This window comes from Brevibacterium spongiae, assembly GCF_026168515.1.
Classification (GTDB): Bacteria; Actinomycetota; Actinomycetes; order Actinomycetales; family Brevibacteriaceae; genus Brevibacterium; species Brevibacterium spongiae.
Genome location: NZ_CP093443.1, coordinates 1,492,768 through 1,517,323 on the forward strand (window position 1 = coordinate 1,492,768; position 24,556 = coordinate 1,517,323).

General features: G+C 64.9%; 19 protein-coding genes. 6 read left to right on the forward strand and 13 right to left on the reverse strand.

What is annotated here, in order from left to right; translation table 11 throughout:
• Nucleotides 1–20: 20 nt before the first annotated feature.
• From L1F31_RS06675 to L1F31_RS06685, 3 genes are read right to left on the reverse strand one after another with little or no spacing between them, the layout of a single operon-like run.
• Entirely contained in the window at nucleotides 21–1,226 is a 1,206-nt protein-coding gene (locus L1F31_RS06675; protein WP_265419864.1) for an acyl-CoA dehydrogenase family protein, read from the reverse strand.
• A 25-nt stretch (nucleotides 1,227–1,251) separates the two neighbouring features.
• Nucleotides 1,252–2,046 carry an SDR family oxidoreductase gene (locus L1F31_RS06680; RefSeq protein WP_265419865.1) on the reverse strand — a complete coding sequence of 265 codons (795 nt, stop codon included), beginning with the start codon at nucleotides 2,044–2,046 and terminating at the stop codon, nucleotides 1,252–1,254.
• Nucleotides 2,043–3,065 carry a phosphotransferase family protein gene (locus L1F31_RS06685; RefSeq protein ID WP_265419866.1) on the reverse strand — a complete coding sequence of 341 codons (1,023 nt, stop codon included), beginning with the start codon at nucleotides 3,063–3,065 and terminating at the stop codon, nucleotides 2,043–2,045. The genes L1F31_RS06680 and L1F31_RS06685 overlap by 4 nt, the downstream gene beginning before the upstream one ends.
• A gap of 174 nt (nucleotides 3,066–3,239) precedes the next feature.
• On the opposite strand from L1F31_RS06685, the gene L1F31_RS06690 reads away from it, so the two are divergent.
• Entirely contained in the window at nucleotides 3,240–4,211 is a 972-nt protein-coding gene (locus tag L1F31_RS06690) for an NADPH:quinone oxidoreductase family protein (protein WP_265419867.1), read from the forward strand.
• Nucleotides 4,212–4,250: 39 nt separating this feature from the next.
• On the opposite strand, the gene L1F31_RS06695 is transcribed toward L1F31_RS06690, so the two are convergent.
• The 9 genes from L1F31_RS06695 to L1F31_RS06735 all read right to left on the reverse strand — a co-directional run bounded on the left by L1F31_RS06695 (nucleotide 4,251) and on the right by L1F31_RS06735 (nucleotide 15,880).
• Nucleotides 4,251–5,867 carry a nuclease-related domain-containing DEAD/DEAH box helicase gene (locus tag L1F31_RS06695; protein ID WP_265419868.1) on the reverse strand — a complete coding sequence of 539 codons (1,617 nt, stop codon included), beginning with the start codon at nucleotides 5,865–5,867 and terminating at the stop codon, nucleotides 4,251–4,253.
• A gap of 174 nt (nucleotides 5,868–6,041) precedes the next feature.
• Complete coding sequence (locus L1F31_RS06700; protein WP_265419869.1) at nucleotides 6,042–7,424, reverse strand: MFS transporter; 1,383 nt, start codon at nucleotides 7,422–7,424, stop codon at nucleotides 6,042–6,044.
• 422 nt (nucleotides 7,425–7,846) lie between these two features.
• Nucleotides 7,847–9,304 carry an amino acid permease gene (locus L1F31_RS06705; protein ID WP_265419870.1) on the reverse strand — a complete coding sequence of 486 codons (1,458 nt, stop codon included), beginning with the start codon at nucleotides 9,302–9,304 and terminating at the stop codon, nucleotides 7,847–7,849.
• 162 nt (nucleotides 9,305–9,466) lie between these two features.
• Nucleotides 9,467–10,192, reverse strand: coding sequence for a DeoR/GlpR family DNA-binding transcription regulator (locus L1F31_RS06710; protein WP_265419871.1), 726 nt, complete (start codon nucleotides 10,190–10,192; stop codon nucleotides 9,467–9,469).
• Nucleotides 10,193–10,285: 93 nt separating this feature from the next.
• Complete coding sequence (pdxA, locus tag L1F31_RS06715) at nucleotides 10,286–11,332, reverse strand: 4-hydroxythreonine-4-phosphate dehydrogenase PdxA (RefSeq protein ID WP_265419872.1); 1,047 nt, start codon at nucleotides 11,330–11,332, stop codon at nucleotides 10,286–10,288.
• Between the two features lies 1 nt (nucleotide 11,333).
• Nucleotides 11,334–12,731, reverse strand: a complete 1,398-nt coding sequence (locus tag L1F31_RS06720) for a four-carbon acid sugar kinase family protein (protein ID WP_265419873.1) — start codon at nucleotides 12,729–12,731, stop codon at nucleotides 11,334–11,336.
• Between the two features lie 11 nt (nucleotides 12,732–12,742).
• Complete coding sequence (locus L1F31_RS06725) at nucleotides 12,743–14,239, reverse strand: GntP family permease (protein WP_265419874.1); 1,497 nt, start codon at nucleotides 14,237–14,239, stop codon at nucleotides 12,743–12,745.
• Between the two features lie 218 nt (nucleotides 14,240–14,457).
• Nucleotides 14,458–15,519 (reverse strand): 2,3-butanediol dehydrogenase, encoded by a 1,062-nt coding sequence (locus L1F31_RS06730; RefSeq protein WP_265419875.1) that lies wholly within the window; start codon nucleotides 15,517–15,519, stop codon nucleotides 14,458–14,460.
• Between the two features lie 124 nt (nucleotides 15,520–15,643).
• Nucleotides 15,644–15,880: a hypothetical protein gene (locus tag L1F31_RS06735; RefSeq protein ID WP_265419876.1), complete on the reverse strand. Its 237-nt coding sequence runs from the start codon at nucleotides 15,878–15,880 to the stop codon at nucleotides 15,644–15,646.
• A gap of 9 nt (nucleotides 15,881–15,889) precedes the next feature.
• Here L1F31_RS06735 and L1F31_RS06740 point away from each other — a divergent pair, with 9 nt between their 5' ends.
• Nucleotides 15,890–17,869, forward strand: a complete 1,980-nt coding sequence (locus L1F31_RS06740) for a heavy metal translocating P-type ATPase (RefSeq protein WP_265419877.1) — start codon at nucleotides 15,890–15,892, stop codon at nucleotides 17,867–17,869.
• A gap of 205 nt (nucleotides 17,870–18,074) precedes the next feature.
• On the opposite strand, the gene L1F31_RS06745 is transcribed toward L1F31_RS06740, so the two are convergent.
• Nucleotides 18,075–19,028: a VOC family protein gene (locus L1F31_RS06745; RefSeq protein ID WP_265419878.1), complete on the reverse strand. Its 954-nt coding sequence runs from the start codon at nucleotides 19,026–19,028 to the stop codon at nucleotides 18,075–18,077.
• Between the two features lie 161 nt (nucleotides 19,029–19,189).
• Between L1F31_RS06745 and L1F31_RS06750 the strand changes: the two genes are divergently transcribed.
• From L1F31_RS06750 to L1F31_RS06765, 4 genes are all read left to right on the forward strand, one after another.
• Nucleotides 19,190–19,984 (forward strand): IclR family transcriptional regulator, encoded by a 795-nt coding sequence (locus tag L1F31_RS06750; RefSeq protein ID WP_265419879.1) that lies wholly within the window; start codon nucleotides 19,190–19,192, stop codon nucleotides 19,982–19,984.
• Between the two features lie 227 nt (nucleotides 19,985–20,211).
• Nucleotides 20,212–21,489: a cytochrome P450 gene (locus L1F31_RS06755; RefSeq protein WP_265419880.1), complete on the forward strand. Its 1,278-nt coding sequence runs from the start codon at nucleotides 20,212–20,214 to the stop codon at nucleotides 21,487–21,489.
• 11 nt (nucleotides 21,490–21,500) lie between these two features.
• On the forward strand, nucleotides 21,501–22,598 hold the full coding sequence (locus tag L1F31_RS06760; protein WP_265419881.1) for a PEP/pyruvate-binding domain-containing protein: 1,098 nt from the start codon (nucleotides 21,501–21,503) through the stop codon (nucleotides 22,596–22,598).
• Between the two features lie 69 nt (nucleotides 22,599–22,667).
• Nucleotides 22,668–24,554: a PEP-utilizing enzyme gene (locus tag L1F31_RS06765; RefSeq protein WP_265419882.1), complete on the forward strand. Its 1,887-nt coding sequence runs from the start codon at nucleotides 22,668–22,670 to the stop codon at nucleotides 24,552–24,554.
• Nucleotides 24,555–24,556 lie beyond the last annotated feature (2 nt).

A 24,556-nucleotide genomic window follows, 5' to 3' on the forward strand; every position in this document is an offset into this window, starting at 1 on the left:
TCGCGCAGGCCGGAGCGGTCTCAGGCCCGGTACTTCTTGATCTCATTGCGGGCGATGGAACGTTTGTGCACCTCATCGGGCCCGTCTGCCAGGCGCAGGGTGCGCATGTGCGCCCACAGCCTCGCCAGCGGGAAGTCATCGGTGACTCCACCGCCGCCATGGACCTGTATCGCCCGGTCGATGACCTTGAGCGCCATCGACGGAGCGACGACCTTGATCTCTGCGATCTCGTTCTTCGCCACTTTGTTGCCGTGCTTGTCCATCATGTCCGCGGCATGCAGGGTGAGCAGGCGGGCCTGGTCGATCTCGATCCGGGACTCGGCGATCCAGTCCTGGATATTCGCACGATTGGAGAGCTTCTCACCGAACGTCACCCGCTCCTCGGCGCGTCTGACCATGAGTTCGAGGGCGCGTTCGGCGGCACCGATGGCGCGCATGCAGTGGTGGATGCGGCCGGGCCCCAGCCTGGCCTGGCTGATGGCGAAGCCCTCGCCTTCGCCCTTGAGGATGTCCTTGAACGGCACGAACACGTCCTCGAAGACGATCTCGGCGTGCCCTTCCCGATCGGCGTAGCCGAAGACGGGCAGATTGCGCACCACGGTGAGGCCGGGAGCGTCGATGGGCACGACGAGCATCGACTGCTGCCGGTGCACCTCGGCGGTCGGGTCGGTCTTGCCCATGACGATGAGGACCCGGCAGTTCGGGTGCATGCCGTTGGAGGCGAACCATTTGCGTCCGTTGAGCACGAACCCGTCGGCGGTGCGCTCCATGCGCATCTCCACGTTCGTGGCGTCGGAGCTGGCCACCGCAGGTTCGGTCATCGCGAACGCCGAGGCCATCCGCCCTTCGAGCAGCGGGCGCAGGTACTTCTCCTTGTGCTCATCGGTGCCGAAGAGGGTGAAGACCTCCATGTTGCCCGTGTCCGGGGCGTTGCAGTTGATCGCCTCCGGAGCGATCTCGATGCTGCGGCCGGTGATCTCGGCCAGGGGCGCGTATTCGAGGTTCGTCAGTCCCGGGCCCCAATCGGAATGAGGGTGGAACAGATTCCACAGTCCCTGCCGCTTCGCTTCGGCCTTGAGATCCTCGAGGACCTGGGGCTGCGTGTGCGGGCTGGCGGCCTCCGCCATCTGCTCGGCATAGACGCGTTCAGCGGGGTAGACGAATTCGTCCATGAACGTGTTGAGGCGGTTCTGATAGTCGCGTCCGCGTTCGGTCGTTTCCAACACTTGGGCTCCTTGTGCTCGATCGGGGTCAGTGGTCGTTCAGGCGTGCTTGGTATCGGGACATGCCGCGCAGCCAGCGGTCGTAGTCGCTGCCCTTCATGCGGTACATCTCGAGGACTTCCGGGTGGGGCAGGATGAGGAACTGCTCGGCTTCGACCGCGTCGAGGACGATGGCGGCCACTTCGGCGGGTTCGAGGACGGCGCCGGCCGAGGTCACAGCCTGCTGTGCCGCGCCGTCGTCAGCGCCGGCGGCATCATGCAGATTCGTGTTCACTCCCATCGGGCAGACCACCGAGGCGCGGATTCCGTCATCGCGGTAGGTCATCGCCAGCCATTCGGCGAAGCCGACAGAGGCGTGCTTGGTCACCGAATACGCGGCCGAACCGATCTGTGTGAGCAGACCCGCCGCCGAGGCGGTCGCCACGAAGTATCCGGAACCGGCCTTCTGCCAGCGGGGGACGAGGGCCTGAGCGGCGCGGATATGAGCGCGCATGTTGACGTCGATGATGGCGTCCCAGTCCGCATCGGTCTCACCGAGCATCGCGGGTCCGATGATCCCGGCATTTGCGAAGTACATGTCCACCTCGCCGAGGCGGTCGTCGGCGAAGGCGATGAGTTCACCGACCCCTGCCACCGAGGACACATCCCCGGTCCAGGCGTGGGCACCATCGCCGAGGCCGGCTGCGGTGGCTGCGACCGTTGGCGCGAGGTCGGCGAGGACGACCGATGCCCCGCGCTCGAGCAGCTCTGCAGCGAGGGCGGCTCCGATGCCGCCGGCCGCCCCTGTGACGACTGCCCGTCTGCCCGCGACCGTGGCCGTCATGGCTTCTCCAACAGTTCGAGGGCTTGGCGGGCAAGGTCTTCGACGCCTTCGCCGGCCGCCTCGGGGTCGAGGTCGAGGTCGCCCATCTTCCCTGTCGCCAAGCGGGTGTACACACCCTCGCGGATGCAGGCCAGCTTCCACATTGCGAAGGCCGAATAATAGTCGACGTCGTGGACCTCGTGACCGCTGACGGCCTGGTACCGATCGATGAGTTCGGCGCTCGTGGGGAATCCGTCTTCGGGGCGGGGCACCCAGATGCTCGTGAACTCCTCGGGCACAGTGAGCATGGCGATGAAGTAGCCGAGGTCGGTGAGCACCTCGCCGACAGCGGTGAGCTCCCAGTCGACGACCGCGTTGACCGTCCCGTCGGGCGCGAAGATCATGTTGTTCGGTTTGAAGTCCCCGTGTGCGATTCCCACGGGGCTGCCCGCCGGATCCGGCATCGCCTGGGCCAGAACGTCGTGGACTTCGTGGATCATGGGCGTTTCGCGCATGGAGATCTGCTCGACTTGGCCGATCCAGCGTCTCAGCTGACGTTCGATGAGCCCGCCGGGCCGGCGCAGATCCGACAGCCCCACCGCGTCGACGTCGACGGCGTGGATGGCGGCCAGGGCATCGACCATGCCGAATGCGCAGTCGCGTCGGTTCTCGGCCGGAATCGATTCCCAGTCGGTCGGTGTATGGATCGGCAGTCCCGGGCAGTGGTCCATGAAGACGAAGGGAACGTCGAGGACTTCCGGGTCGTCGACGATCTCGAGGACGTTCGGCACCGGAACGCCGCTGCCGCTGAGCGCGGCCATGATCCGGCCCTCCCGTGCGACGTTGTGCGCACTGCCGCCTTCATGGCCCAGCGGCGGACGGCGCAGCACCCAGCGAGGAGAACCGTCGACAGTGATCGTGAACGTGAGGTTCGAACGGCCGACGGACATCACCTCGACGCCGAAATCACTGATTCCGAATCTCTGCTCGATCCATCTGCCGATGCTGTGCGCATCGAATCCTGCCGGTGCCTGCGTCATCCTTGACCTTCCCGAGTGAACAATCGTTCAGTAGAGTTCACAGTATTCAACCCGGGCGGGGGAGTCAAGCCGTGAAAGTGACCGCGCTCACCACGCCCGATGTGATAGTTCTGAAGAGATCATCGACACCGGAGCCGCGTGGCTCCGGGTGCGACCAACGTAAGTGAGGACACTATGAAAGCCATTCGCGTCACCGCTCTGACCGGCCCCGATGATGTCGAGCTCGCCGAGGTGGAGCGTCCGGTGCCGGGACCGGGCCAGGTGCTCATCAAGGTCGCCTACGCCGGGGTGACCTTCCCCGAGCTGCTGCAGACCCGGGGCCTGTACCAGGTCAAGCACGATCTGCCTTTCACCCTCGGGTCCGAGGCCTCCGGAGTCGTCGCCGAGGCAGGACCGGATTCCCGCTATTCCATCGGTGACCGGGTCGCTGCGATCACAGGCTCCGGAACCTTCGCCGAATACCTCGTCGCCGGAGACGAAGCCACGGTGCCGGTGCCGGATTCGGTGAGCCTGGCCGACGCCGCGGGCATGCCGATGAACGTGCTCACCGCCGACTTCGCGCTGCGAGTGCGCGCGAATGCGCAGCCGGGGCAGAGTCTGCTCGTCCACGGGGCCGCCGGCGGCCTCGGTTCGGCCGCGGTGCAGATGGGCCTGGCTATGGGGCTCGAGGTCATCGCCGTCGTCTCGACCGACGCGAAAGCCGAAGCGGTGCGTGAGCTCGGTGCGACCCACGTGGTCTTCGCGAACGGCTTCAAGGATGCGACGAAGGAGATCTTCGCGAACGGTGTCGACTTCGTCTTCGACCCGGTCGGCGGTGACCGCTTCACCGACTCCACGCGTGTCCTCGCCCCATTCGGTCGGCTGCTCGTTCTCGGCTTCACCGCCGGCGAGATCCCCTCGATCAAGGTCAACCGGCTGCTGCTCAAGAACATCTCCGTCGACGGTGTCGCCTGGGGCGCCGCCGCCTTCGGTCATCCCACCTACATCACCGAGCAGTGGGAGACGGTGCGCGAGCACGTGGCGGCCGGTCGGCTCAATCCGCGCATCCACGCGACCTACCCGCTCGAGCGGACGGCGGCGGCGATCAGGGAACTTGACGAACGCACCGTGATGGGAAAGGTGCTCCTTGAAGTCGCGGGAGAATGAATCGCCGACGAGTGACGGCGACGGCCGTGGGTAACGCTGTCAGTCTCCGTAGACGTCGTCGAAGATGCTGAGGTCTCCGACGACGATGAGCTTCGTCGTCGCCCGAGACATCCCGACGTAGAGCATGTCGATGGCCCGCTGTGGATCTCTGAATCCGTTGATGCAGAGCACCACGGCGGGCCTTTCAAGTCCCTTGAAGCCGAGCACATGGCCGTAGAAGACAGCTTCGTCGGCGAAGAACTGATCCCAGTAGGCCGCGATCCCCTCGGTCTCGACGACCTCCTTCTGCACTGGATGCCTCGACCCGGTGGTCAGCAGGGCGATCTGCCCGGCCGCCCAGCCGCCGTCCATGAGCGATTCCACCTGTCCGTCCGCCTCGGCGAGGGCTGATTCCGTGTCGACGTCGATCCATTCGATCTCCTCGCCGGGGCCGTTGCGGGCGATCGGCTCCTCGAACGCGAGGTCGGCGATGCCGGCGACGATCTGCTCGGAGTTGCGCAGATTCTCGTCGAGCTGGATGGGATTCATCGTGATCGGTGATTCGCCGTGGCGGTCGAAGATCCGCTGGCGCTCATCGGTGAAGACGTAGAGCGTGCCGGCCAGCTGATTGCGCAGGCATGACTGCACGGCCTCCCACCACAGCAGGCTGAAGTCCTGGCCTTCGTCGATGACGATCGCGTCGAAGAGACGTTTGCGAGGACGATCATCGGCGAGGTCCTTGAGCATCGTCGGCAGGCGCTGCTCCCAATACTCAGAGTCGTCGTCGCTGCCGCCCGGCGCACCCCAGCTGATGGGCAGGTCGTGGAAGAGGCCGACGAACGAAGGGCGGTCTTCGTCGGGCCATTGTGCGGTGTGGAGCTGGAGGAAGCGTCCGAGACCCCGCGAATAGCACATGAGCGCGACCTTCTTGCCCTCCTGCGTCAGCGCTCTGGCTTTGCGCAGCGCGAGGTAGGTCTTGCCCGATCCTGCTCCGCCGCTGATCTCGGCCCGATTCTGGTGACGGAGGATGCGGATGAGCTTCGCCTGCTCACGGCTGAGAGCGTCGGCTCGGTCGGAGATCTCAGCGGCCTTGAGGGCGACGTTCTCCACCGCCTGGTGGGTTCTGCGCAGGTTCTTCAGCACGAATTCGTGCCCGACCGTGAGGTCATGGCGCTGAGGGTCGAAGTCATACCGCAGCTGAGCGGCGACCTTCGCCGCCAGGGAGTCGATCTCCGTACCGTCGACGAGCTGGCGCTTCGGCGCATCGGGCTGATCCCAGCTGTTCGGCAGCTCTGTGTAGGGGAGGACCGCGAGGTGGCTGATCGGACCGGGGAGACGGGACAGCCGCGGACGCAGATAGTCAACGAGGGTGTGCTTGGCGACCATCGCCTGCTCGAGCGGCGGCGTGGCCAGATGACTGCGCTTGCCGTGGGAGCCAGAGGTGAACCAGCTGCCGTCGACGACATCGACGCGCCCGCCCTTGACTTCGACGACGGCGATGCCGGCGCCCGGCCAGAGGATGAGGAAATCGATCTCGACGTCCTTGTCATCGCCGGTCAGCCGCTGCCCGTGGATGACCGTCGCCCCGTCGGGAAGCTGATCGCGCAGCGCATTCCACACGAGCTCCTCGGCGGTGGACTCATTGAAATCAGGCTGTTCGGGAATCAACGTGACCATGGTCTGAGACTAACGCAGAATCGGACGCAGAAGTCCGCAGGCTCGGACGCAGAAGTCCGACGGCACTGCAGAGCGGATTTTGCAGTCGGCAGTGCCGTCGGTCAGTGCCCTCGGTCAGTCCGGACCGCGAGGAGACGTCACGTCGGACGAGTCCTCACACGAAGGCTGGGAGGATCACTTCGCGTCGTCGACCAGTTCGGATTCGTCGAGGACGACGTCTGCTCCGGTCTCGGGAAGACCGCAGCCGCGCAGCGAGGCACCGTTCGTCTCCTTCATGAAGATCGTGGCGACGAAGCCGACCGCGCAGGCGGCCATAATCATGTAGGCGGGGATGATCGTATTGCCTGTCACCCCGATGAGGCCTTCGCCGATCGACGGCGCGGTGCCGCCGAACAGTGCGGTCGAGACGTTGTACGAGATCGCGAAGCCCGCAAAGCGCACGGGTCCGGGGAACATCGCCGGGAAGGTCGCCGAAATCGTCGAGATCTGCGGGATGTAGAGGAGACCGAGCACAGCCAGTCCGATGAGTGCCCAGACGAAGCCGTTGGCCATGAGCATGAACATCGGAATCGCCGCGACGAAGAGTCCGATGAGCGAGAAGTACCAGACAGGCTTGCGCCCGACCTTGTCCGAGAGCATGCCGCCGAACGGGATGAGGATCATCATGAATGCCTGGGCGAGGAACATCACGGTCAGCGAGGCGTTCGCGCTCATACCCACCGGATTCTGCAGGTAGGTCGGCATGTAGGACAGCAGTGTGTAGTTGACGACGTTGACGGCGACGACCATGCCGCCGAGGACGAGCAGCTGCTTCTTGTAGCTGGTGAACAGAGTCGCGAAGACTTCCTTGACCGACTTGTCGTTATCACCGCTGTCGAGTTCCTCATAGACAGGAGACTCATCGAGCTGCGAACGCAGGTAAAGGCCCACGACGCCGAGGACTCCGGCGAAGACGAACGGAATCCTCCACGCCCAGTCCGTCATCGCCTGCTCTCCGAGGCCCAGCTGGAGGAGCAGGACGAAGAGCGAACCGGCGGCCATTCCGGCCAGGGTGCCGAATTCGAGGAAGCTGCCGAAGAATCCGCGGCGCTTGTCGGGGGCGTACTCGGCCATGAAGGTGGCGGCACCGCCGTACTCGCCACCCGAGGAGAATCCCTGAATGACGCGGAGGAGAACGAGGATGATCGGTGCGGCGACGCCGATCGTCGCGTAGCTCGGCACCAGAGCGATGCAGAACGTCGATCCGGCCATGAGCAGAATCGTCAGTGCCAGGACCTTCTTGCGGCCGAGGCGGTCGCCCATCGGCCCCCAGACGATTCCGCCGAGAGGACGGAAGACGAAAGACACGGCGAAGGTCAGCAGCGTCATCAGCTGCGCATGCTCGCCGGGGAAGAAGTGGTGGGAGAGGTAGGTGACCGACACGGCAAAGAGGCCGTAGTCGAACCACTCGGTCGCATTGCCCAGCGCCGAGGCGGCCACGGCTTTGCGCACGGTCTTGAGGTCAGGCTCGGTTGGGGACGCCGGTGATGCGGATTCTGGGGTATCGGGGGTGCTCATGAATTCCTCCATTCATGCGGACCACCGTTGTGGTGGCCCTTCGTTCGAACCGAACCCACGTTACGAGCATGCGTTCAGACTCTCAATGGAGAATTCGTGTCAAATCAGCGGCGTGTCATTAGCGATCAGATCAACAGCACCCTCCGTGACCTGGGAGGATGTTGATTTCATTCACATTTGAACCAGCAAGCTTTCTTCACAGTGAACAGTGAAGTAATCGTTACGGAAATCCGGTTGACAGAAAATGAAATCGATGACCGAATTTGTCTGCACTCATGAGGAGAGTATTATCCTCGTTCGCATCAGCCGAAGGTATCGCTCACCCCCGTTTGCCGAAAGAGCGGAAGGCCCGTGCATGTGCACGGACCCTCCGCTCATTCGGTTCGGGCAGACCGGGTCGGACACCCGGGGCCCGGGGCGGATCAGAGCGCCGACGGTTCCACTGTCTCGGTGGCCGCGCGCTGATCCATTGCCGGGGAGGTGTCGATCCCGCGAGCGTTGAGCCGACGCTTGACCAACGGCCACACAGCGAAGAGCACGGCAGTGGCGACCAGGCTGGTCCACACCTGCGCGCGGCCGTCTTCGCTGAGCAGCATGATGATGACGACGCCGATGACGACGGCGATGAGCAGGATGTTGAGAATCGGCGTCAGCCACGACTTCAAGGTGAGCGCCGCCCGCTCGGCGGGGCTGAGCTTGACGCGCATGCGCCACTGCGTGAGGGCGATGAAGACGTACACGAAGAGAGCGACGAGGCCGCCTGAGTTCATGATGAAGTCGAAGATGCCCGAAGCCGGGACGGTGAAGTTCGCGACGACCGCCGCCAGTGCTCCGAGGCTGGAGGCGATGAGCGCTGCCACGGGGACGTTCGTCTTCGAGCGCTTGCGGATGAGTGCGGGCGCATAGCCTTTGTCAGCCAGGGAGGCGAACATCCGGGAAGCCGAGTAGAGACCGGAGTTGAGTACCGAGATGACGGCGGTGAAGAGCACGATCGTCATGACCGCCGAAGCGCCCGGCAGACCGAAGAGGCCGTAGACGTGAGCGAACGGCGCGATCGTATCGGGGTCGGGCAGCTCATCCCAGGGCACAGCAGTGACGATGATGAGCACGCCGCCGACGAAGAAGAGCATGATGCGCCAGATGACGGTCCGTGTGGCTTGGTTGATGCCGCGGGCCGGATCGACGGACTCGGCCGAGGCCATGACGGCGATCTCGGTGCCGAAGTAGCTGAAGATCACGGTGGCCACGCCGATCATCACGGCGCTGAAGCCCATCGGCATGAAGCCGCCGTGATTCCACAGGTTCGACACGGAGTTCGTCGCGTTCGGCCAGAGGCCGAGAGCGAAGAGCGCACCGACGACGAGGAAGACGACGATCGTGATGACCTTGACGCTCGCGAGCCAGAACTCGACCTCGCCGAAGACGCGGACCGAGAGGATGTTCGTGCCGATGAAGACGAGGACGAGGAGGAGCGACCACAGCCACGTCGGAATCGCGGGGAACCATCCTGCGAGGATGCCGCCGCCGACGACGGCTTCGTAGGCGATGACGCCGACCCAGAAGTACCAGTAGAGCCAGCCGACGAGGTAGGCGGCCCATCCGCCCATGGATTCGTTCGCGTACTCCATGAAGGAACCGACGGCAGGTCGGCGTGCCGACATCTCGCCGAGCATCCGCATAGCGAGGAAGACGAGAAGTCCGCCGATGAGGTAGGACAGGATCGCGGCCGGTCCGGTCGAGCGGATGACGTTGCCGGATCCGACGAAGAGGCTCGCGCCGATGATGCCGCCGAGGGTGATCATGGTGATGTGCCTGTTGCGCAGTTTGCCGCGTTCACCGGCATCGGATGAGTCTGCGCTCGCATTGTGTGGTTTGCTCATGGAGCAATCTCCTTGTGAGACCAGGGCTCGGATTCCGCGCTGGGGCCGAGCCTCCAGGCAGCCCCTGTTGAAACTGCCTCCGGGATTCTACACAAAAGTCGCAGGAATCAGATGTCGCTGATCACACCGTGGCTGGTGGGCGGGACGCCTGCCCAGCGTGCCTCAGACGTGTTCGTGGGAGGCGTGTTCGTCGATGTGGACCCATTCAGGCGGCATCGGCGCCCACGCGGCGACCTCACGTCCGGACTTCGAGCTGTCGGCGAGCACGACGACGCTCCGGGCGCGTTCGGCGATGAGTTCCTTCGTCCGCGCCTCGTCGAGGGTGGGTTCGCCGAGGCCAGCCTGAGGATCGACGGCATCGGCGCCGAGGAAGGCGACGTCGACGTGGAGGCGACCGAGCGCATGATCGCTCAGCGCGCCGGTCGTGCCGTGGGACATCGTCGAGACCTCGCCGCCGACCATAATCACCTTCGGGCCCGCGGGGTGGGCCAGCGCCAGGGCGATCTCGAGGCCGCGGGTGACGACGGTCAGGTCATCGCGGTCACGAATCCGTTCTGCCAGACGCAGGGTAGTCGACCCGGCATCGAGGAAGATCGTTCGCACGCCCGGATCGTCGAGGTGGGATAGCGCGCGTGTGGCGATCGCATCCTTGGCCTCAGCGTTCGTATCCATCCGCTGGCCCAGCGGCCGTTCGACGAACCCGGCCGCCGTGGCTCCGCCGATGGTGCGGATGACCTCGCCTGCCTCGGCGAGATCGCGCAGATCACGTCGGATCGTCGATTCGGAGGTCTCGAGGTCTTCGGCCAGTCGGGCGATCGTCCACGTCCCCGTCTTTAGCAGAGACAGAATGTCGTCTCGGCGTTTCTGCGTGCCGGTGCGGATGGCCACGGACGGATCCTTTCACTCGATCGACCGGAGAGCCGACGACTCCCCGGAGCCGGCCCGGGTTCGGCCCGGAGTCGGTCTGGACTCAACCCGGTCTCAGCGCGGCAGGTACTCCGCGCGGATGCCGTCGACGAACGGAGCATAGCCGATCGCTGCCCGATATGCCGAGCGCATCGTGCCCGCGTCCGCGAGGCCCTGACCTGCGATGTCGAAGGCAGTTCCGTGGTCGACCGAGGTGCGCAGGATCGGCAGCCCCACGGTGACCGAGATCGTGCCGTCGAAGTCGAAGGTCTTCGAGGCGATGTGTCCCTGGTCGTGGTACTGGGAGAGGATGCCGTCGAAGCGGCCGGACAGCCCCTGATGGAAGACCGAGTCCGCGGGGATCGGCCCGGCGACGTCGAAGCTGCCGGCGGCATTGACCTGCTCGACTGCGGGCCGGAGGATCTCGATCTCCTCGTCTCCGAATGCCCCGTTCTCCCCACCGTGCGGGTTGAGTGCGGCGACGGCGAGCCGCGGCGCACTCACGCCGTAGAGCTGCAGGGCACGGTGAGCACGTTCGATCGAATCGACCTGGGTGTCGACCGTGAGGGCATCGATGGCCCTGCGCAGCGACATATGCCGGGTGGCGAAGAAGATCTGGAGTTTGTGGTCGGGGGTCTTCGTGTTCTCCACGACGAACATCGTGTCCTGCTTCGTCACCCCGGTGAGCTCGCCGAGCATCTCCGTGTGCCCGAGGTGCTTCGACCCGGATTCCCACACGGCTTCCTTGTTGATCGGTCCGGTGACGATTCCGGCGATCCGCTGGTCCATGGCGGCCTTCGCGGCGACCTCGATCGCGGTGACCGCAGCCTGACCGGCACGGGCATCGACGACGCCCCAGTCCGGCAGGTCCTTCCCGAGCACACCGATGTCGAAGACGTCGATGACGCCTTCACCGGCTGACGGGGTCGCCCAGTCGGTGATCGTGCGCAGCTCGACGTCGAGGCCGAGGACCTCGACCGCGCGCTTCATCACTGCGATATCGGCGACGGCGATGCCGTGCTGGTCGTCACGTCCTGAGAACTCCGCGAGCACCTGGGCGGTGATCTCGGGTCCGATTCCGACCGGGTCGCCGACGGTGACGGCCAATGCTGGTGAGGTCATGTCAATCTCCTTTGCTGGGGTGAGCTTGTGCAGATGCGGTGCTGAGGTGGTCGAGGCACTGTGCCGCCGTGCCGGCGTCGCCGATGAGCCCGCCCTTGGTGACGATCGGCAGTCCGTCGGCGGCTCCTCCGACGAGGCGGCCGCCCACGGCCAGGGGGATGATCTCCTTGTCGATGGCCATGCCGACGGCGTCGAGGGCGCGCATGACCTCGGCGGTGACGTCGCCGCCTGTGGTGTAGAGGCCGGTCACGGTCATCGAGTCGACCACGGCTGCGGCGATTCGGGCCAGGCGCTGGGTCGTGCGTTGTGACTCGTCGTCGTCGAGTTCGAGCAGATCGTGAGAGTCGAGGACGGTGGCGACGATGATCGCCCGCGCCGAGGCGGCTTCCTCCACTCGTGCGAGTGTGGCCTGCACATCGGGCAGGTTCTCCTCGTCGAGGACGGTGCGGATGAGCGTGACGCCGGGGTCCTCGGCGAGGGCGGACAGCTGTGATCGGGTGACCTCGGTCGCCGAACCGGAGATGCCCAAGAGGACACCCTGGGGGCGTGTCGGCAACAGAGACCGAGCCAGTGCCAGGCTGCCCGGACCCGGATCGATCGTCACCCAGTCGAGCAGCTCGCCGGCGTGGAGTCCGGTGAGCGCGCGGACGGTGTCGTCACCGGCCGGGGCGTCGGCGATCTCCTGCGTCAGCTCGGCGGCGACGGCTCCGATGAGGTCGATGTGCTCGGTGGTCAGAGCGTCGGCGATGACGACGTCGGCTCCTGCTGCGATCGCCTCGCACAGCTGCTCACGGATCGCTGTCGGCCCGGAGAGGATGGTTGAGATCTCGATGCGGCGGCAGCTCAATCGGGTGCCCTCACCAAGAATGGTCTCGACTTCGGAGGTGTGCATGGGGGAGCGGACGTCGCGGGCCAGCTCGGTGTCCTCGAGCCGACGTCCGCCGAGCAGCTGTTGGCCTTGGACCGTGGTGCGTCCGGCGGCAGGGAAGGCCGGTACGCACAGGCCCACGACGTGCCGTCGGTGCCCGCCGGCAGATGCTGGCGCCGTGCGATGGGAACGCAGTGCCGCCTCGGCGGTGGGGCCGACATTGCCGCGCAGGGTGGTGTCGATCCGGCAGGCGACGAGGTCGACCTGGCCGGCTGCGGCGATGATCCCTGACGTGAGGTCGGCCGCCTCACGCGGCGGCAGATGACGAGAATCCGCGTTGACCACGACCGCATCGTAATCGTCGAGGAAGCGGCTGAGTCCTGCACTCCGTTCGGCCGCGCTCAGCGTGATCGTGCGCAGCCCCGCCTCGGCGAACAGGGCACCGCAGGCATTGCCGCCGGTGAGATCGTCGGCGACGATGAGGATCCGCGGGCTCGCCTGCGCCGAGGCGGTGGCGTGAGGACGTGGCATGGGTGCGCTGCTCATACGACCAAGTCGAGCACGAACAGCAGCGGAAGGGAACAGATCCACACCGCAGTGGTGATTCCCGACCAGCCCTTGATGGCGTGGATCCCGTCGAGTCCGGTGAACTTCGTGACGACCCAGAAATAGGAGTCGTTGAAGTAGGAGAAGACCATCGAACCGGCGGTGCAGGCCATGACGGCCACGAGCGGATCGAGTTCCAGCGGGGCGATGAGCGGAGCCGTCACCGAGGCGGCGGTGATCATCGCGACCGTTCCCGACCCCTGAGCCAGACGGACGAGGGAGGCGATGAGGAAGGGCACGAGGAGGGCGGGCAGGCTGATTGAGGCGATTGCCGCGGCGAGGGCGTCACCGACGCCTGATTCGCGGAGCACCAGTCCGAAGCTGCCGCCGGCACCGGTGATGAGGAGGATGAGTCCGGCCGAGGCGGCACCGTCGGCCAGCCAGCCCTGCACCGAGTTCCGCGAGGTCATGCGCGGCAGGAGCGTGTAGACGGCGAGGACGAGGCCGATGATGAGGGCGACCACGGGGTTGCCGAGGAACGCCAAGGGTGCGACCCAGGCTGAGGGTTCGTACGCGTCGCCGGCGAGCTCGCCCTGCGCGTCCTTGTCGATGGCGGTGCCGACGGTGTTGGCGACGATAAGCAGCAGCGGCACGATGAGGGGGAGGAAGCCGAGGAAGGCGCCGGGCTTCTTCCCGCTGCCCGTGCCCGGGCCGGTCGTGTCCGTGTCGTTTGCAGCCTGCGAAGCCGCAGAGTCCGCGCCGGTCGACTCACGGTCGCCGGTGAGGGTGGATACCCCGCCCGCTCCTTCGGGGGAGGCCTCCGCCGAGGTGGCCGAGACTTCGGCGTAGACGTCGTGCTTGACCTGGGTGTTGAGCACGGGTTCGAGCTTCGGTCCGACCCACCGGGCATAGACGACGACCACGGGCAGAAGGATGACGGTGAAGACGAGGCCGGCGAGGATGACGGAGCCGATATCGGCGCCGAGGATGCCGGTCGCTGCCAGCGGACCCGGAGTCGGGGGAACCATGTGGTGGGTCAGGGTCATTCCGCAGCCCAGCGCCAGTGCGAGGGTGACGTAACCGCCCTTCTTCACGCGGGCGATCGAGCGGGCCAGCGGGTTCATGATGACGTACCCGGAGTCGCAGAAGACCGGGATGGACACGAGGGAACCGACAGTGCCCATCGCCCAGGGCTCGCGGCCCTTGCCGAAGGCACGGAGGAAGGCGCGAGCGAGGGAGTCGGCGGCTCCGGAAACTTCGAGGATCTTGCCGATGCCGACACCGAGCCCGATGACGATGCCGATGCTGGCAAGGGTGTCGCCGAAGCCGGTGGTGATCGAGTCGACGATCGAGAGCAGATCCTGGCCGGCGACGATGCCGGTGACGATGGCGGCCAGGAGCAGGGCGATGAAGGCGTCGAGTCGGGTCGCGAGCACGATGATGACGATTGTCGCGATCCCGGCGGCGAGCGCCAGTATGAGTTGCAGGTCCATGGGGTCCTCCGCAGTGAGGCCGGCTCGAGGTCGAGCCAGGGTGGGTGGTTCGCATTGACATCGTCTGATCGGTCGCGGCCGGCACGGCAGCTCCCGATCAGCGAAGTTGAACAGTATGAGCAAGTATGTGTCATAACTGCGCATTTATGCAATGTACGTATGGACCTTCACCTGGGGATCTGTGGGTCGGGAGGAGGCACTGAGGGGAGTGGTGATGGTCAGGCGCGGGGGTCGACGATGATCTTCACATGCTGCTCGTTGTTGTCGATGAGCTCATCGAAGCCGCCGGGGATGAGCTCGTCGAGTCCGATCCTTGCCGTGATGAATGACGAGAGGTCGATTCTGCCGCTTTCGGCCAGCGCGATGGTCGCAGGATGGTCTCCTGAGTAGCCGATTGTGCCTCGCAGGTCGATCTCCTTGAGGACGAGTTTGGGCATGTCCACCTCCGGTTTGTGCCCCCAGATCGAGACATTGACGATGACGCCTCCGGGGCGGGTTGCATCGAGAAGCATGTCGAGGACAACGGGGGCCGATGAGCATTCGAAACCGACGTCGGCACCGGTGCCGTCGGTGCGCTCACGGACAGCCTCGGCGACGTCGACTTCTCGTGGATCGAGTACCTCGTCGGCGACGCCGGTCGACAGGGCCATCGCCTTTCGGGCCTCCGAGAGTTCGGAGACGTAGACTCTCATTCCCTGCGCTTTGAGGACGGCCGCGGTGAGGAGCCCGATGGGCCCTGCGCCGCCGACGATCGCGACCTGCCCGGCCTGGGCGCCCGAGCGCGTCACTGCGTGGTGGGCGACCGAGAGCGGTTCGATGAGGGCCGCTTGGTCGAGCGGGATGTCCCCGATCGGATGCACCCATCGACGTTGGACGACGATCTTCTCCGCCAGGCCGCCGCCTCTTCCGCCGAGTCCGATGAAATTCATGTCTTTCGACAGCTGATAGCTCTGGCCGGGGCTGGTGTCGACGTCGTCGGCGATGATGTACGGCTCGACGACGACGTTTTGACCGATGCTCAAGTCATCGACGCCTTCACCGAGGGCAGTGATCGTCCCGGAGAATTCGTGCCCCATGGTCACTGGAGCTGATTCGCCTGAGATCGGATGCGGGTGACCCGTCGGTGGGACGAAGATCGGTCCCTCAAGGTATTCGTGGAGATCGGTGCCGCAGATTCCGCACCAAGCCACGTCGATGGCGACTGTGCCTGGCAGGAGCTGCGGTTCCGGAATGTCTTCTATGCGGATGTCTTTGCGGTCGTAGAACCGTGCTGCCCTCATGGCAATCCCTTCGTCGGTGTCATCCTTCGTTGCTGTGTTCTTGAACGCTAAGGTCCGGAGCGGTCGGTGATCGAGCGTTGCAGGCAATTGCATAGTGGGGCGAATCACCCTTGATTGATACCCCCTAGGGGTATACATTGAAGGTATGGATAAGCAGCGTAATCATCAGCATCACGATGTGGAGCCTGTTGAAGCGGGCCCTATGGATCAGTCCGACCATGTTCATCATCAGCACGGTGATCATGCGGACCACGGCGAACACAGCGTTCACGCAGGGCACGATCAGCATGCCGACCACGGCGGGCATGCGGGGCACACCGGCCATGGCAGCCACGACGGACACGGTGGTCACGGCGGACATGGAGACCATGTGGCGCAATTCCGGCGACTGTTCTGGATCATGCTCATCTTCGCCGTCCCCGTCGTTGCGTTCAGCCCGATGTTCGGCCACCTCCTCGGCTACGAGGTCCCCGAGACCGGTATCCTCGGCGTGCTCCGCTGGCTCTCACCGATCCTCGGCACCGTCATGTATGTCTGGGGCGGCAAGCCGTTCCTCAGCGGCGGACTCGCGGAGATCAAAGGCCGCAGCCCCGGGATGATGCTGCTCATCGCTCTGGCGATCACCGTGGCGTTCATCTCCTCGTGGGGTTCGTCGCTCGGCATTCTCGATCCGCAGCTCGACTTCTGGTGGGAGCTGGCGCTGCTCATCGTCATCATGCTCGCCGGCCATTGGATGGAGATGCGGTCTCTGGCGCAGACCTCCTCGGCGCTGGACAGTCTGGCTGCGCTTCTGCCCGACGAAGCCGAGAAGGTCGTCGGTGATGAGACGGTGACGGTCTCGCCGGACGAACTCGCTGTCGGTGACGTCGTCCTCGTGCGACCCGGGTCTTCGGTGCCCGCCGATGGTCGCGTCATCGGGGGTTCCGCGAACATGGACGAATCCATGGTCACAGGGGAATCGACGACGGTGCGCCGCGTCGAAGGGGAGTCCGTTGTCGCGGGAACGGTCGCCACCGATTCCGGGCTGCGCGTGGAGATCACGGCCATCGGCGATGACACTGCGCTCGCCGGAATCCAGAAGCTCGTCGCCGATGCCCAGAACTCGTCGTCCCGAGCCCAGCGCATCGCGGACAGGGCCTCGGCATGGCTGTTCTGGTTCGCCCTCGGTGCGGCCGTGATCACTGCGCTCGCGTGGTCGCTCATCGGGATGCCGGACTCGGCGGTGGTGCGCACGATCACGGTGCTCGTCATCGCCTGTCCGCACGCCCTGGGTCTGGCGATTCCACTCGTCGTCTCCATCGCCACCGAGCGTGCTGCTCGTGCGGGAGTGCTCATCAAGGACCGGCTTGCCTTGGAGACCATGCGCACTGTCGATTCGGTGCTCTTCGACAAGACCGGCACGCTGACAAAGGGAGAGCCGACCGTCACGGGCGTCGAGGTCGCGGATGGGGCCAGCTCTGCCCGGTCCGATGCGGAGATTCTGCGCCTGGCCGCGGCCGCCGAATCCGACAGCGAACACCCGTTGGCCCGGGCGATCGTCCGGGCTGCGCAGGATCGTGAACTGACGATTCCGGCCGTCTCTGACTTTTCCTCCTCACCTGCGGTCGGGGTCAAGGCGACCGTCGACGGGGCTGTGGTCGAGGTCGGTGGGCCCAGGCTGCTTGAGAAACACGACGTTGCTGAGGTGCCCGCCGCGCAGACATGGCGAGAAGAGGGCGCGATCATCCTCCACGTCCTCATCGACGGTGAGGTCGTCGGCGCCCTTCGCTTGGCCGATGAGATCCGGCCTGAATCGCGAGACGCCGTCGACGCTCTGCACGCTCGAGGCATGCAGGTGGTGATGATCACCGGTGACGCCGAGGCGGTTGCGAAATCCGTTGCCTCCGAACTCGGCATCGACCGGGTCTATGCCGGGGTCCACCCGGCCGACAAGGCAGCGAAGGTCTCGGAGCTGCAGAGCGAGGGCCGTCGCGTGGCGATGGTCGGCGACGGTGTCAACGATGCTCCTGCTCTGGCCCAGGCCGATGTCGGCATCGCCATCGGCGCGGGCACGGACGTCGCCATCGGATCCGCCGGAGTCATCCTCGCCTCGGATGATCCTCGATCCGTGCTCTCGATCGTGGAGCTCTCGCGAGCGACCTATCGGAAGATGAAGGAGAACCTGTGGTGGGCTGCCGGATACAACCTGCTGTCCGTGCCCCTGGCTGCCGGTGTTCTGGCACCGATCGGCTTCGTCCTGCCGATGAGCGTCGGCGCGATCCTTATGTCGATCTCGACGATCGTCGTCGCACTCAACGCCCAGCTGCTGCGTCGGTTGGACCTGCGGCCGGAGACCTCCGCCTCGTCGTGAGACCGTGCGATTCTTGTCCCGTTCGCGTGGTGCCGCTGCCGGGGTGATGCTCGCATCAGCCGCGAGGCTGCGGTATGAAAGTGCCTTGGGCGTGGCAGGGGGTCCAGGAGAGGAAAGTGACCGTTGAATAGAGAAGTTGAATAGCGAAGCGGCCCTGGTCAGAATTTCGGTTCTGGCCAGGGCCGCTTCGCTGCCGACGCAGGTCTCAGCGAGCCAGGGTCTCGTCGATCGAGCTCGTGCCGATCGCCAGGGTGACCTGAGTTCCCCAGGGATCGGAGAGGCGGACCGAGCGACCGTCATCGGCGTAATCGAGTCCGCGGTTGCTCAGTCGAGCGACGAGGGCGTCGAGGTCCTCACGTCCCGGAACGGTGATCGCGACATCGCCGAGGCCCAGGCTGGCCGCCCGCGGGCCGGCGCCGCGGCTGTTCCATGTGTTCATTGCGACGTGGTGGTGATATCCGCCGGCCGCGGCGAAGAGGACACCGGGCATCGATGACAGCGAGGGCTCGAAACCGAGGGCATCGACATAGAACTCGCGGGCCTGGGGAATGTTGCCGACCTGAAGGTGAACGTGGCCGACGATGCCGGGTTCGAACGCTGTATCGGCCAGGACGTCCTGCTTGAGGTGGCGCTCGAGGAACTTGTTCGGGTCGAGGTAGATCGTGTCCATCTGCACCTCACCGTCGACCGAATGGGTCCACTCCGACCGCGCGCGGTCGACGTAGAGCTCGATTCCATTGCCCTCGGGATCGGTGAAGTAGAAGGCCTGGCTGACGAGGTGGTCGCTCGAACCGACGAAGGTGCTGTTCGTATTCTGCGCAGCGTGGGCGACGGTGGCCGCCAGCGACGTCTTGTCCTCGAAGAGGAAGGCCGTGTGGAACAAGCCGGCCTGAGTGCGGTCGACGCCGGGCAGATCCGGGGTCGACACCAGCTTGACCAGGGGAGTGGTGCCCCGGCCAAGCACCCGGTGGACCTCGGCTCCGCGAGCGGATTCCTCGAGCGGTTCCATCGCCAGGGCATTCGAATAGTAGGCCGACATCTTCTCGAGGTCACCGACGCGCAGGGTGACGGCGTCCATGCCGGTGGACGGGCTGAGTGTGGTGTCGTTGACAGCAGGTGCCTGCAGGTCTGTGGAGATCGGTGCGGGGGTGGTGGTCATGGTGTTCTCCTGAGCGGAAGGGCTGTTGACTACAGTGTAGATCAAGATGGTTTAAACTTCAACTAAACGGACTGTGGATATATTCCCGTCCCATGTCGAGGCCGTTGACCGTGCGGAGGACTGCTGCTGGAGGCATTGACAGATCGGATAGATTCTCGGTCATGGAGCACATTCAGCGCCCGGCGACTCCAGCTGCGGGCCGGACCGTCACACACAAGGTCCTCAGTCTGCTGACGACCTTTGAGGAGCCGCGGCGCAGCTTCACTCTCACCGAGCTCGCCGCGGCGGCTGATGTTCCGCTGTCCACGGCGCACCGATTGATCAATGAGCTCGTGGAATGGGAGTTCCTCTCCCGTACCCCGCAGGGGCGCTACCAGCTCGGTCTGCGGATCTGGGAGATGGGCCAGAACGTGGGCAGGCAGCTGCGCGAAACAGCCAGCCCCTTCATCCAAGACCTCTATTCGTTCACCGGAGAGACCTCCCAGTTGGCGATCCGCGACGGACGAGAGGTCCTCTACATCGACCGCGTCTACGGCACCGAGCGGGTCCCGCGAGCCTCCCGAGTCGGCGGGCGCCTTCCGATGCATTCCACCGCGGTCGGCAAGGTGCTGTTGGCCTTTGACGAGGAGTGGCTGTCCGCAGCGTATCTGCGGCAGCCGATGGATCAGGTGGCACCGCGCACGGTGACGAATCCGGCACTGCTGTCCGAGCAGCTCGAACAGATCCGCGAGAACGGATATGCGATCACGAACGAAGAGCAGCGTCCCGGTGCCTGCTCCATCGCCGTTCCTGTATTTCATACCGGTCGGATCGGCTCGAGCATCGGGCTCGTCGTCGCTTCGGAGAAGGCCGGAACCCTGACACGTCATCTGCCGGCCCTGCAGGGAATCAGCGAACGCATCGAAGCAGCGACCGCGCGCATCCCGTTGGAGACGCTTCTCGGCTCTCACCGGTGACGGGAGGGAAAGGCAGTGACGGAGGCATCGCCTGTCGTCTGAGAGAGCTTCGGTCAATGCCGCTGTAGTCGGCTGACCTCGAATAAGACAGTCGATTGCGGCGTGCGTTCTCTGTTCCGGGACTCTCAAGTCGCTTCCGCTCAATGGAAGTCCGGCCATTGAGAAGCATGCTCTGACCTGTAGTGTGATCATCACTGTCAGCAGTGACCCGCATCACAGGAGATGGAATGACTTTGCAATCCGCAGCAGAGACCGGCGGCTGCCCCTACAGCGGCGCAGCGAAGGGACCGGCCGACGACCACCACGGGTACGAACCCTTCGATATGAAGAATCCCTTCCCCGCGTACGCCGAAATGCGCAAGGAAGAACCCGTGATGTTCGACGAACGAGTCGGCTACTGGGTCGTGACACGCTACGACGACATCAAAGCCGTCTTCGAGGATTGGGAGACCTTCTCCTCCGAGAACGCCCAGGCACCCGTGCGCAAGCGCGGCCCACAGGCGACGAAGATCATGAACGACGGAGGCTTCACCGCCTACTCGGGTCTCTCGGCCCGGATCCCGCCCGAGCACACCCGCATCCGCGAGATCGTGCAGAAGGCCTTCACCCCGCGACGGTTCAAAAAGCTCGAACCTGAGATCCGCGACAACGTCGTCTCCCGCATCGAAACGATGCTTGACCGTCCCGATAAGGACGGTGAGATCATCCGCGACCTTGCCTATGACATCCCGACCATCACCATCCTCACCCTCATCGGCGCAGACATCAGCAAGGTCGACACGTACAAACGCTGGTCGGACTCACGGGCGGCAATGACATGGGGCGACCTCAGCGACGAAGAACAGATCCCCCATGCCCACAACCTCGTGGAGTACTGGCAGGAATGCCTGAGCATCGTCGCCGACGCTCATGAGAACGGCGGCGATTCGATGACCGCCGACCTCGTGAAAGTGCAATCCGAAGGTGCAGAGATCAGCGATCATGAGATCGCCTCGGTCCTCTACTCCCTCCTCTTCGCCGGCCACGAAACCACGACGACGCTCATCGGCAACACCCTGCGGGTGCTGCTGGCCCACCCGGACCAGTGGCAGGCGATCATCGACGCCCCGAAGAAGATCCCCGCCGCCGTCGACGAGGTGCTCCGGTACTCCGGATCCATCGTCGGCTGGCGTCGCAAAGCCCTCAAAGACACCGAGGTGGGAGGCACGAAGATCGCCGAAGGAGATGAGCTCCTGCTGCTCATGGGATCGGCCAACCGCGACGAATCCAGGTTCGACGGTGGTGAAGAGTTCGACATCTCCCGCTCCAATGCTCGTGAACACCTGTCGTTCGGCTTCGGCATCCACTACTGCCTGGGCAATATGCTCGCCAAACTCCAGGCGAAGATCTGTCTGCAGGAGATCACCCGACTGGCACCGAACCTCAAACTGGCCGACGGCGCGGACATCGACTTCCGGGAGAACCTGTCGTTCCGCGTGCCCAAGACAGTTCCCGTGACCTGGTGAAGGAGAAGACCATGAGCCTCATCCAACCTTTCGACTCCACCGCCGAACCCAAGCTCGACGACCTCGGCGGCAAAGGCGCCTCGCTGGTGACCATGACGCAGGCCGGAATGCCCGTGCCACCCGGATTCGTCGTCACCACGGAATCCTTCGACGCCTTCCTCTCCGAATCCGGGATCGCTGACGAGATCGCCTCCGAACTGGCCCGACTCAACCCCGATGACGTCGCCGAGGTGGACGAGATCTCCGCTCGGATCCGCGGGCGTCTCACCGACGCCGCAGTTCCCGAAGCCGTCCGTACGGCGACGAAGGTCGCCTTCGACGACCTCGTCACCACCTGCGGTGGGGAAGTGCCCATGGCCGTACGGTCCTCGGCCACCGCAGAGGACCTTCCCGACGCGAGCTTCGCCGGCCAGCAGGACACCTACCTGTGGCTCAACGGCTACGCGGCAGTGACCGAACATATCCGCCGCTGCTGGGCCTCGCTCTACACGTCACGCGCCATCATCTATCGACTGAAGAACAACATCCCCGATGAGGGCCTGTCCATGGCCGTCGTCGTGCAGAAGATGGTGAACGCGAAGACCGCGGGCGTGGCGATCACCATGAACCCCGCCAACGGGGACCGGTCGAAGATCGCCATCGACGCCTCCTGGGGAGTGGGGGAGACGGTCGTGTCCGGACTCGTCACTCCCGACAACATCCTCATGGACAAGATCACCCTCCAGGTCGTCAGCGAGCACATCGGAGAGAAGCACATCGAACTCGTGCCCGCCGACGGTGAACTGACCGAACGCGACGTCCCAGCCGACCGTGCAGAGATCCGGTGCCTGTCCGATGAGGAGATGGCGGCCGTGGCAGGACTGGCCAAACGCGCAGAGAAGCACTACAAGTGCCCGCAGGACATCGAATGGGCACTCGACCGAGACCTGCCGGACGGAGAGAACCTGCTCCTGCTGCAATCCCGACCGGAGACGGTGCATTCCTCTGCCGAGAAGAAGACCGAGAAGGACCCTGCCGCAGCGGCGAAGCCGGCAGCACCAGCGGCCGCATCCACCGGCGGCATCGACCTCGGATCCATCACCGCCTCCCTGATGAAGAAGAGCGGCTGAGACCCGCCCTCCGCCTCACACCCGAACCACGCACGCAACGAACGCACCACCAACGCAATGGAGCCGACAATGTCAATGAAGTCATTTCCTCGCCCCTCTGACCTCCCCGTTCCCGCAGGGGCCGAAGGTTGGGAGAAGATCTACCCCTACTACCTCGTCTTCCAGGACAGCCTCAAGGAGATCGAGGACGAGAAGTTCTGGTTCTGCGATTCGCAGCACTGGCCGACCGTGTTCAAACCCTTCGAAACCATCGGTGGGGAGTTCGCCGTCAAATGCCTGGGCCAGTACAACGCCCGCCACCTGATGATCCCCAACGCCAACGGCATCGACTTCCGGATCCACCACGGCTACCTCTACATGTCGCCGATCCCGGTCCCCGAAGACCAGATCGCAGCCCGACTGCCCGAATTCCAGGCCCGCATCGGCCACTACTTCGAGAACTGGGACTCCCTCCTCGACCAGTGGCGGACCAAGGTGAGGGGCACCATCGACGAGATGGAGACGCTGAACTTCGATCGGCTGCCCGACATGGTGCCCATGGACGACATCTTCTCCGGCAAGGCGATGGACGGATCCGAACGTCTCATGGAGAACTACGACAGGCTCATCCAGCTGGCCTACCAGAACTGGCAGTACCACTTCGAGTTCCTCAACCTCGGATACATCGCCTACCTCGACTTCTTCAACTACTGCAAGGAGATCTTCCCCGATATTCCCGACCAGTCGATCGCGACGATGGTCCAAGGCGTCGATATGGAGCTCTTCCGCCCCGACGACGAGCTCAAACAGCTGGCTGCCCTGGCCGTCGAGCTCGGCCTGCAGTCGGCCTTTGCCAACACCGACGACGCCGAGGCGACCCTGGAGCAGATCGCGGCAGCCCCCGGCGGCGACCGTTGGCTCGCCCAGTGGGAGAAGGCCCAGGACCCGTGGTTCAACTTCACCACCGGCAACGGCTTCTACGCCCACGACGAGTACTGGAAGGAGAACTTCTCCATTCCCCTCGGCTTCATCGCCGACTACATCCGCCGCCTCGACGAGGGACAGACGATCACGCGTCCGACCGAGGAGCTCATCGCCGAGAAGGACCGCATCGTCGCCGAATACCGTGAACTCCTCGACGAGGAGCAGGGCGCGATCTTCGAAGCCAAACGTCAGCTGGCAGCCACCGCCTACCCGTATGTGGAGAACCACAACTTCTACATCGAACACTGGACGATGGGCGTGTTCTGGCGCAAGGTCCGCGAACTCGCCGCCACCCTCGTCGACCACGGCGTCTTCGCCGAGGCGGGCGACCTCCTCTACCTCAACCGCAACGAGGTCCGCGATGTCCTCTTCGACCTCGTCACCTCCTGGGGAGTGGGTGCCCCGCAGGGGCCCATCGCCCCGGCCTACTGGCCGCCGATCATCGAAGAGCGCAAGCAGATCGTCGCAGCGCTCAAGACCGCACGCCCGCAGCCGGCACTGAACACTCCGCCCGAGGCGATCACCGAACCCTTCACCCGCATGCTGTGGGGAATCACCACCGAACAGGTCCAGTCCTGGCTCGAGGCCGATACCGACAACGTCACCGGACTGCGCGGAATGGCCGCCTCACCGGGCGTCGTCGAGGGCGTGGCCCGCGTCGTCATGGACGCCTCCCAGATCCACGAGATCGAACAGGACGAGATCCTCGTGGCCCCGGTCACCGCACCCAGCTGGGGGCCGATCTTCGGCAAACTCAAGGCCACCGTCACCGACATCGGGGGCATGATGAGCCACGCCGCGATCGTCTGCCGCGAATACGCTCTGCCGGCCGTGACCGGCACCGGCAACGCCTCGACGACGATTCAGACGGGACAGCGTCTGCGCGTCGACGGCACCCGCGGCACCGTGGAGATCCTCGACCTCGAGGACACCGTGCCCGAGGTGGCAGGGCCCGGAGCGCACAGCCACGAACACGCCACGGCGGTGAGCTGAGC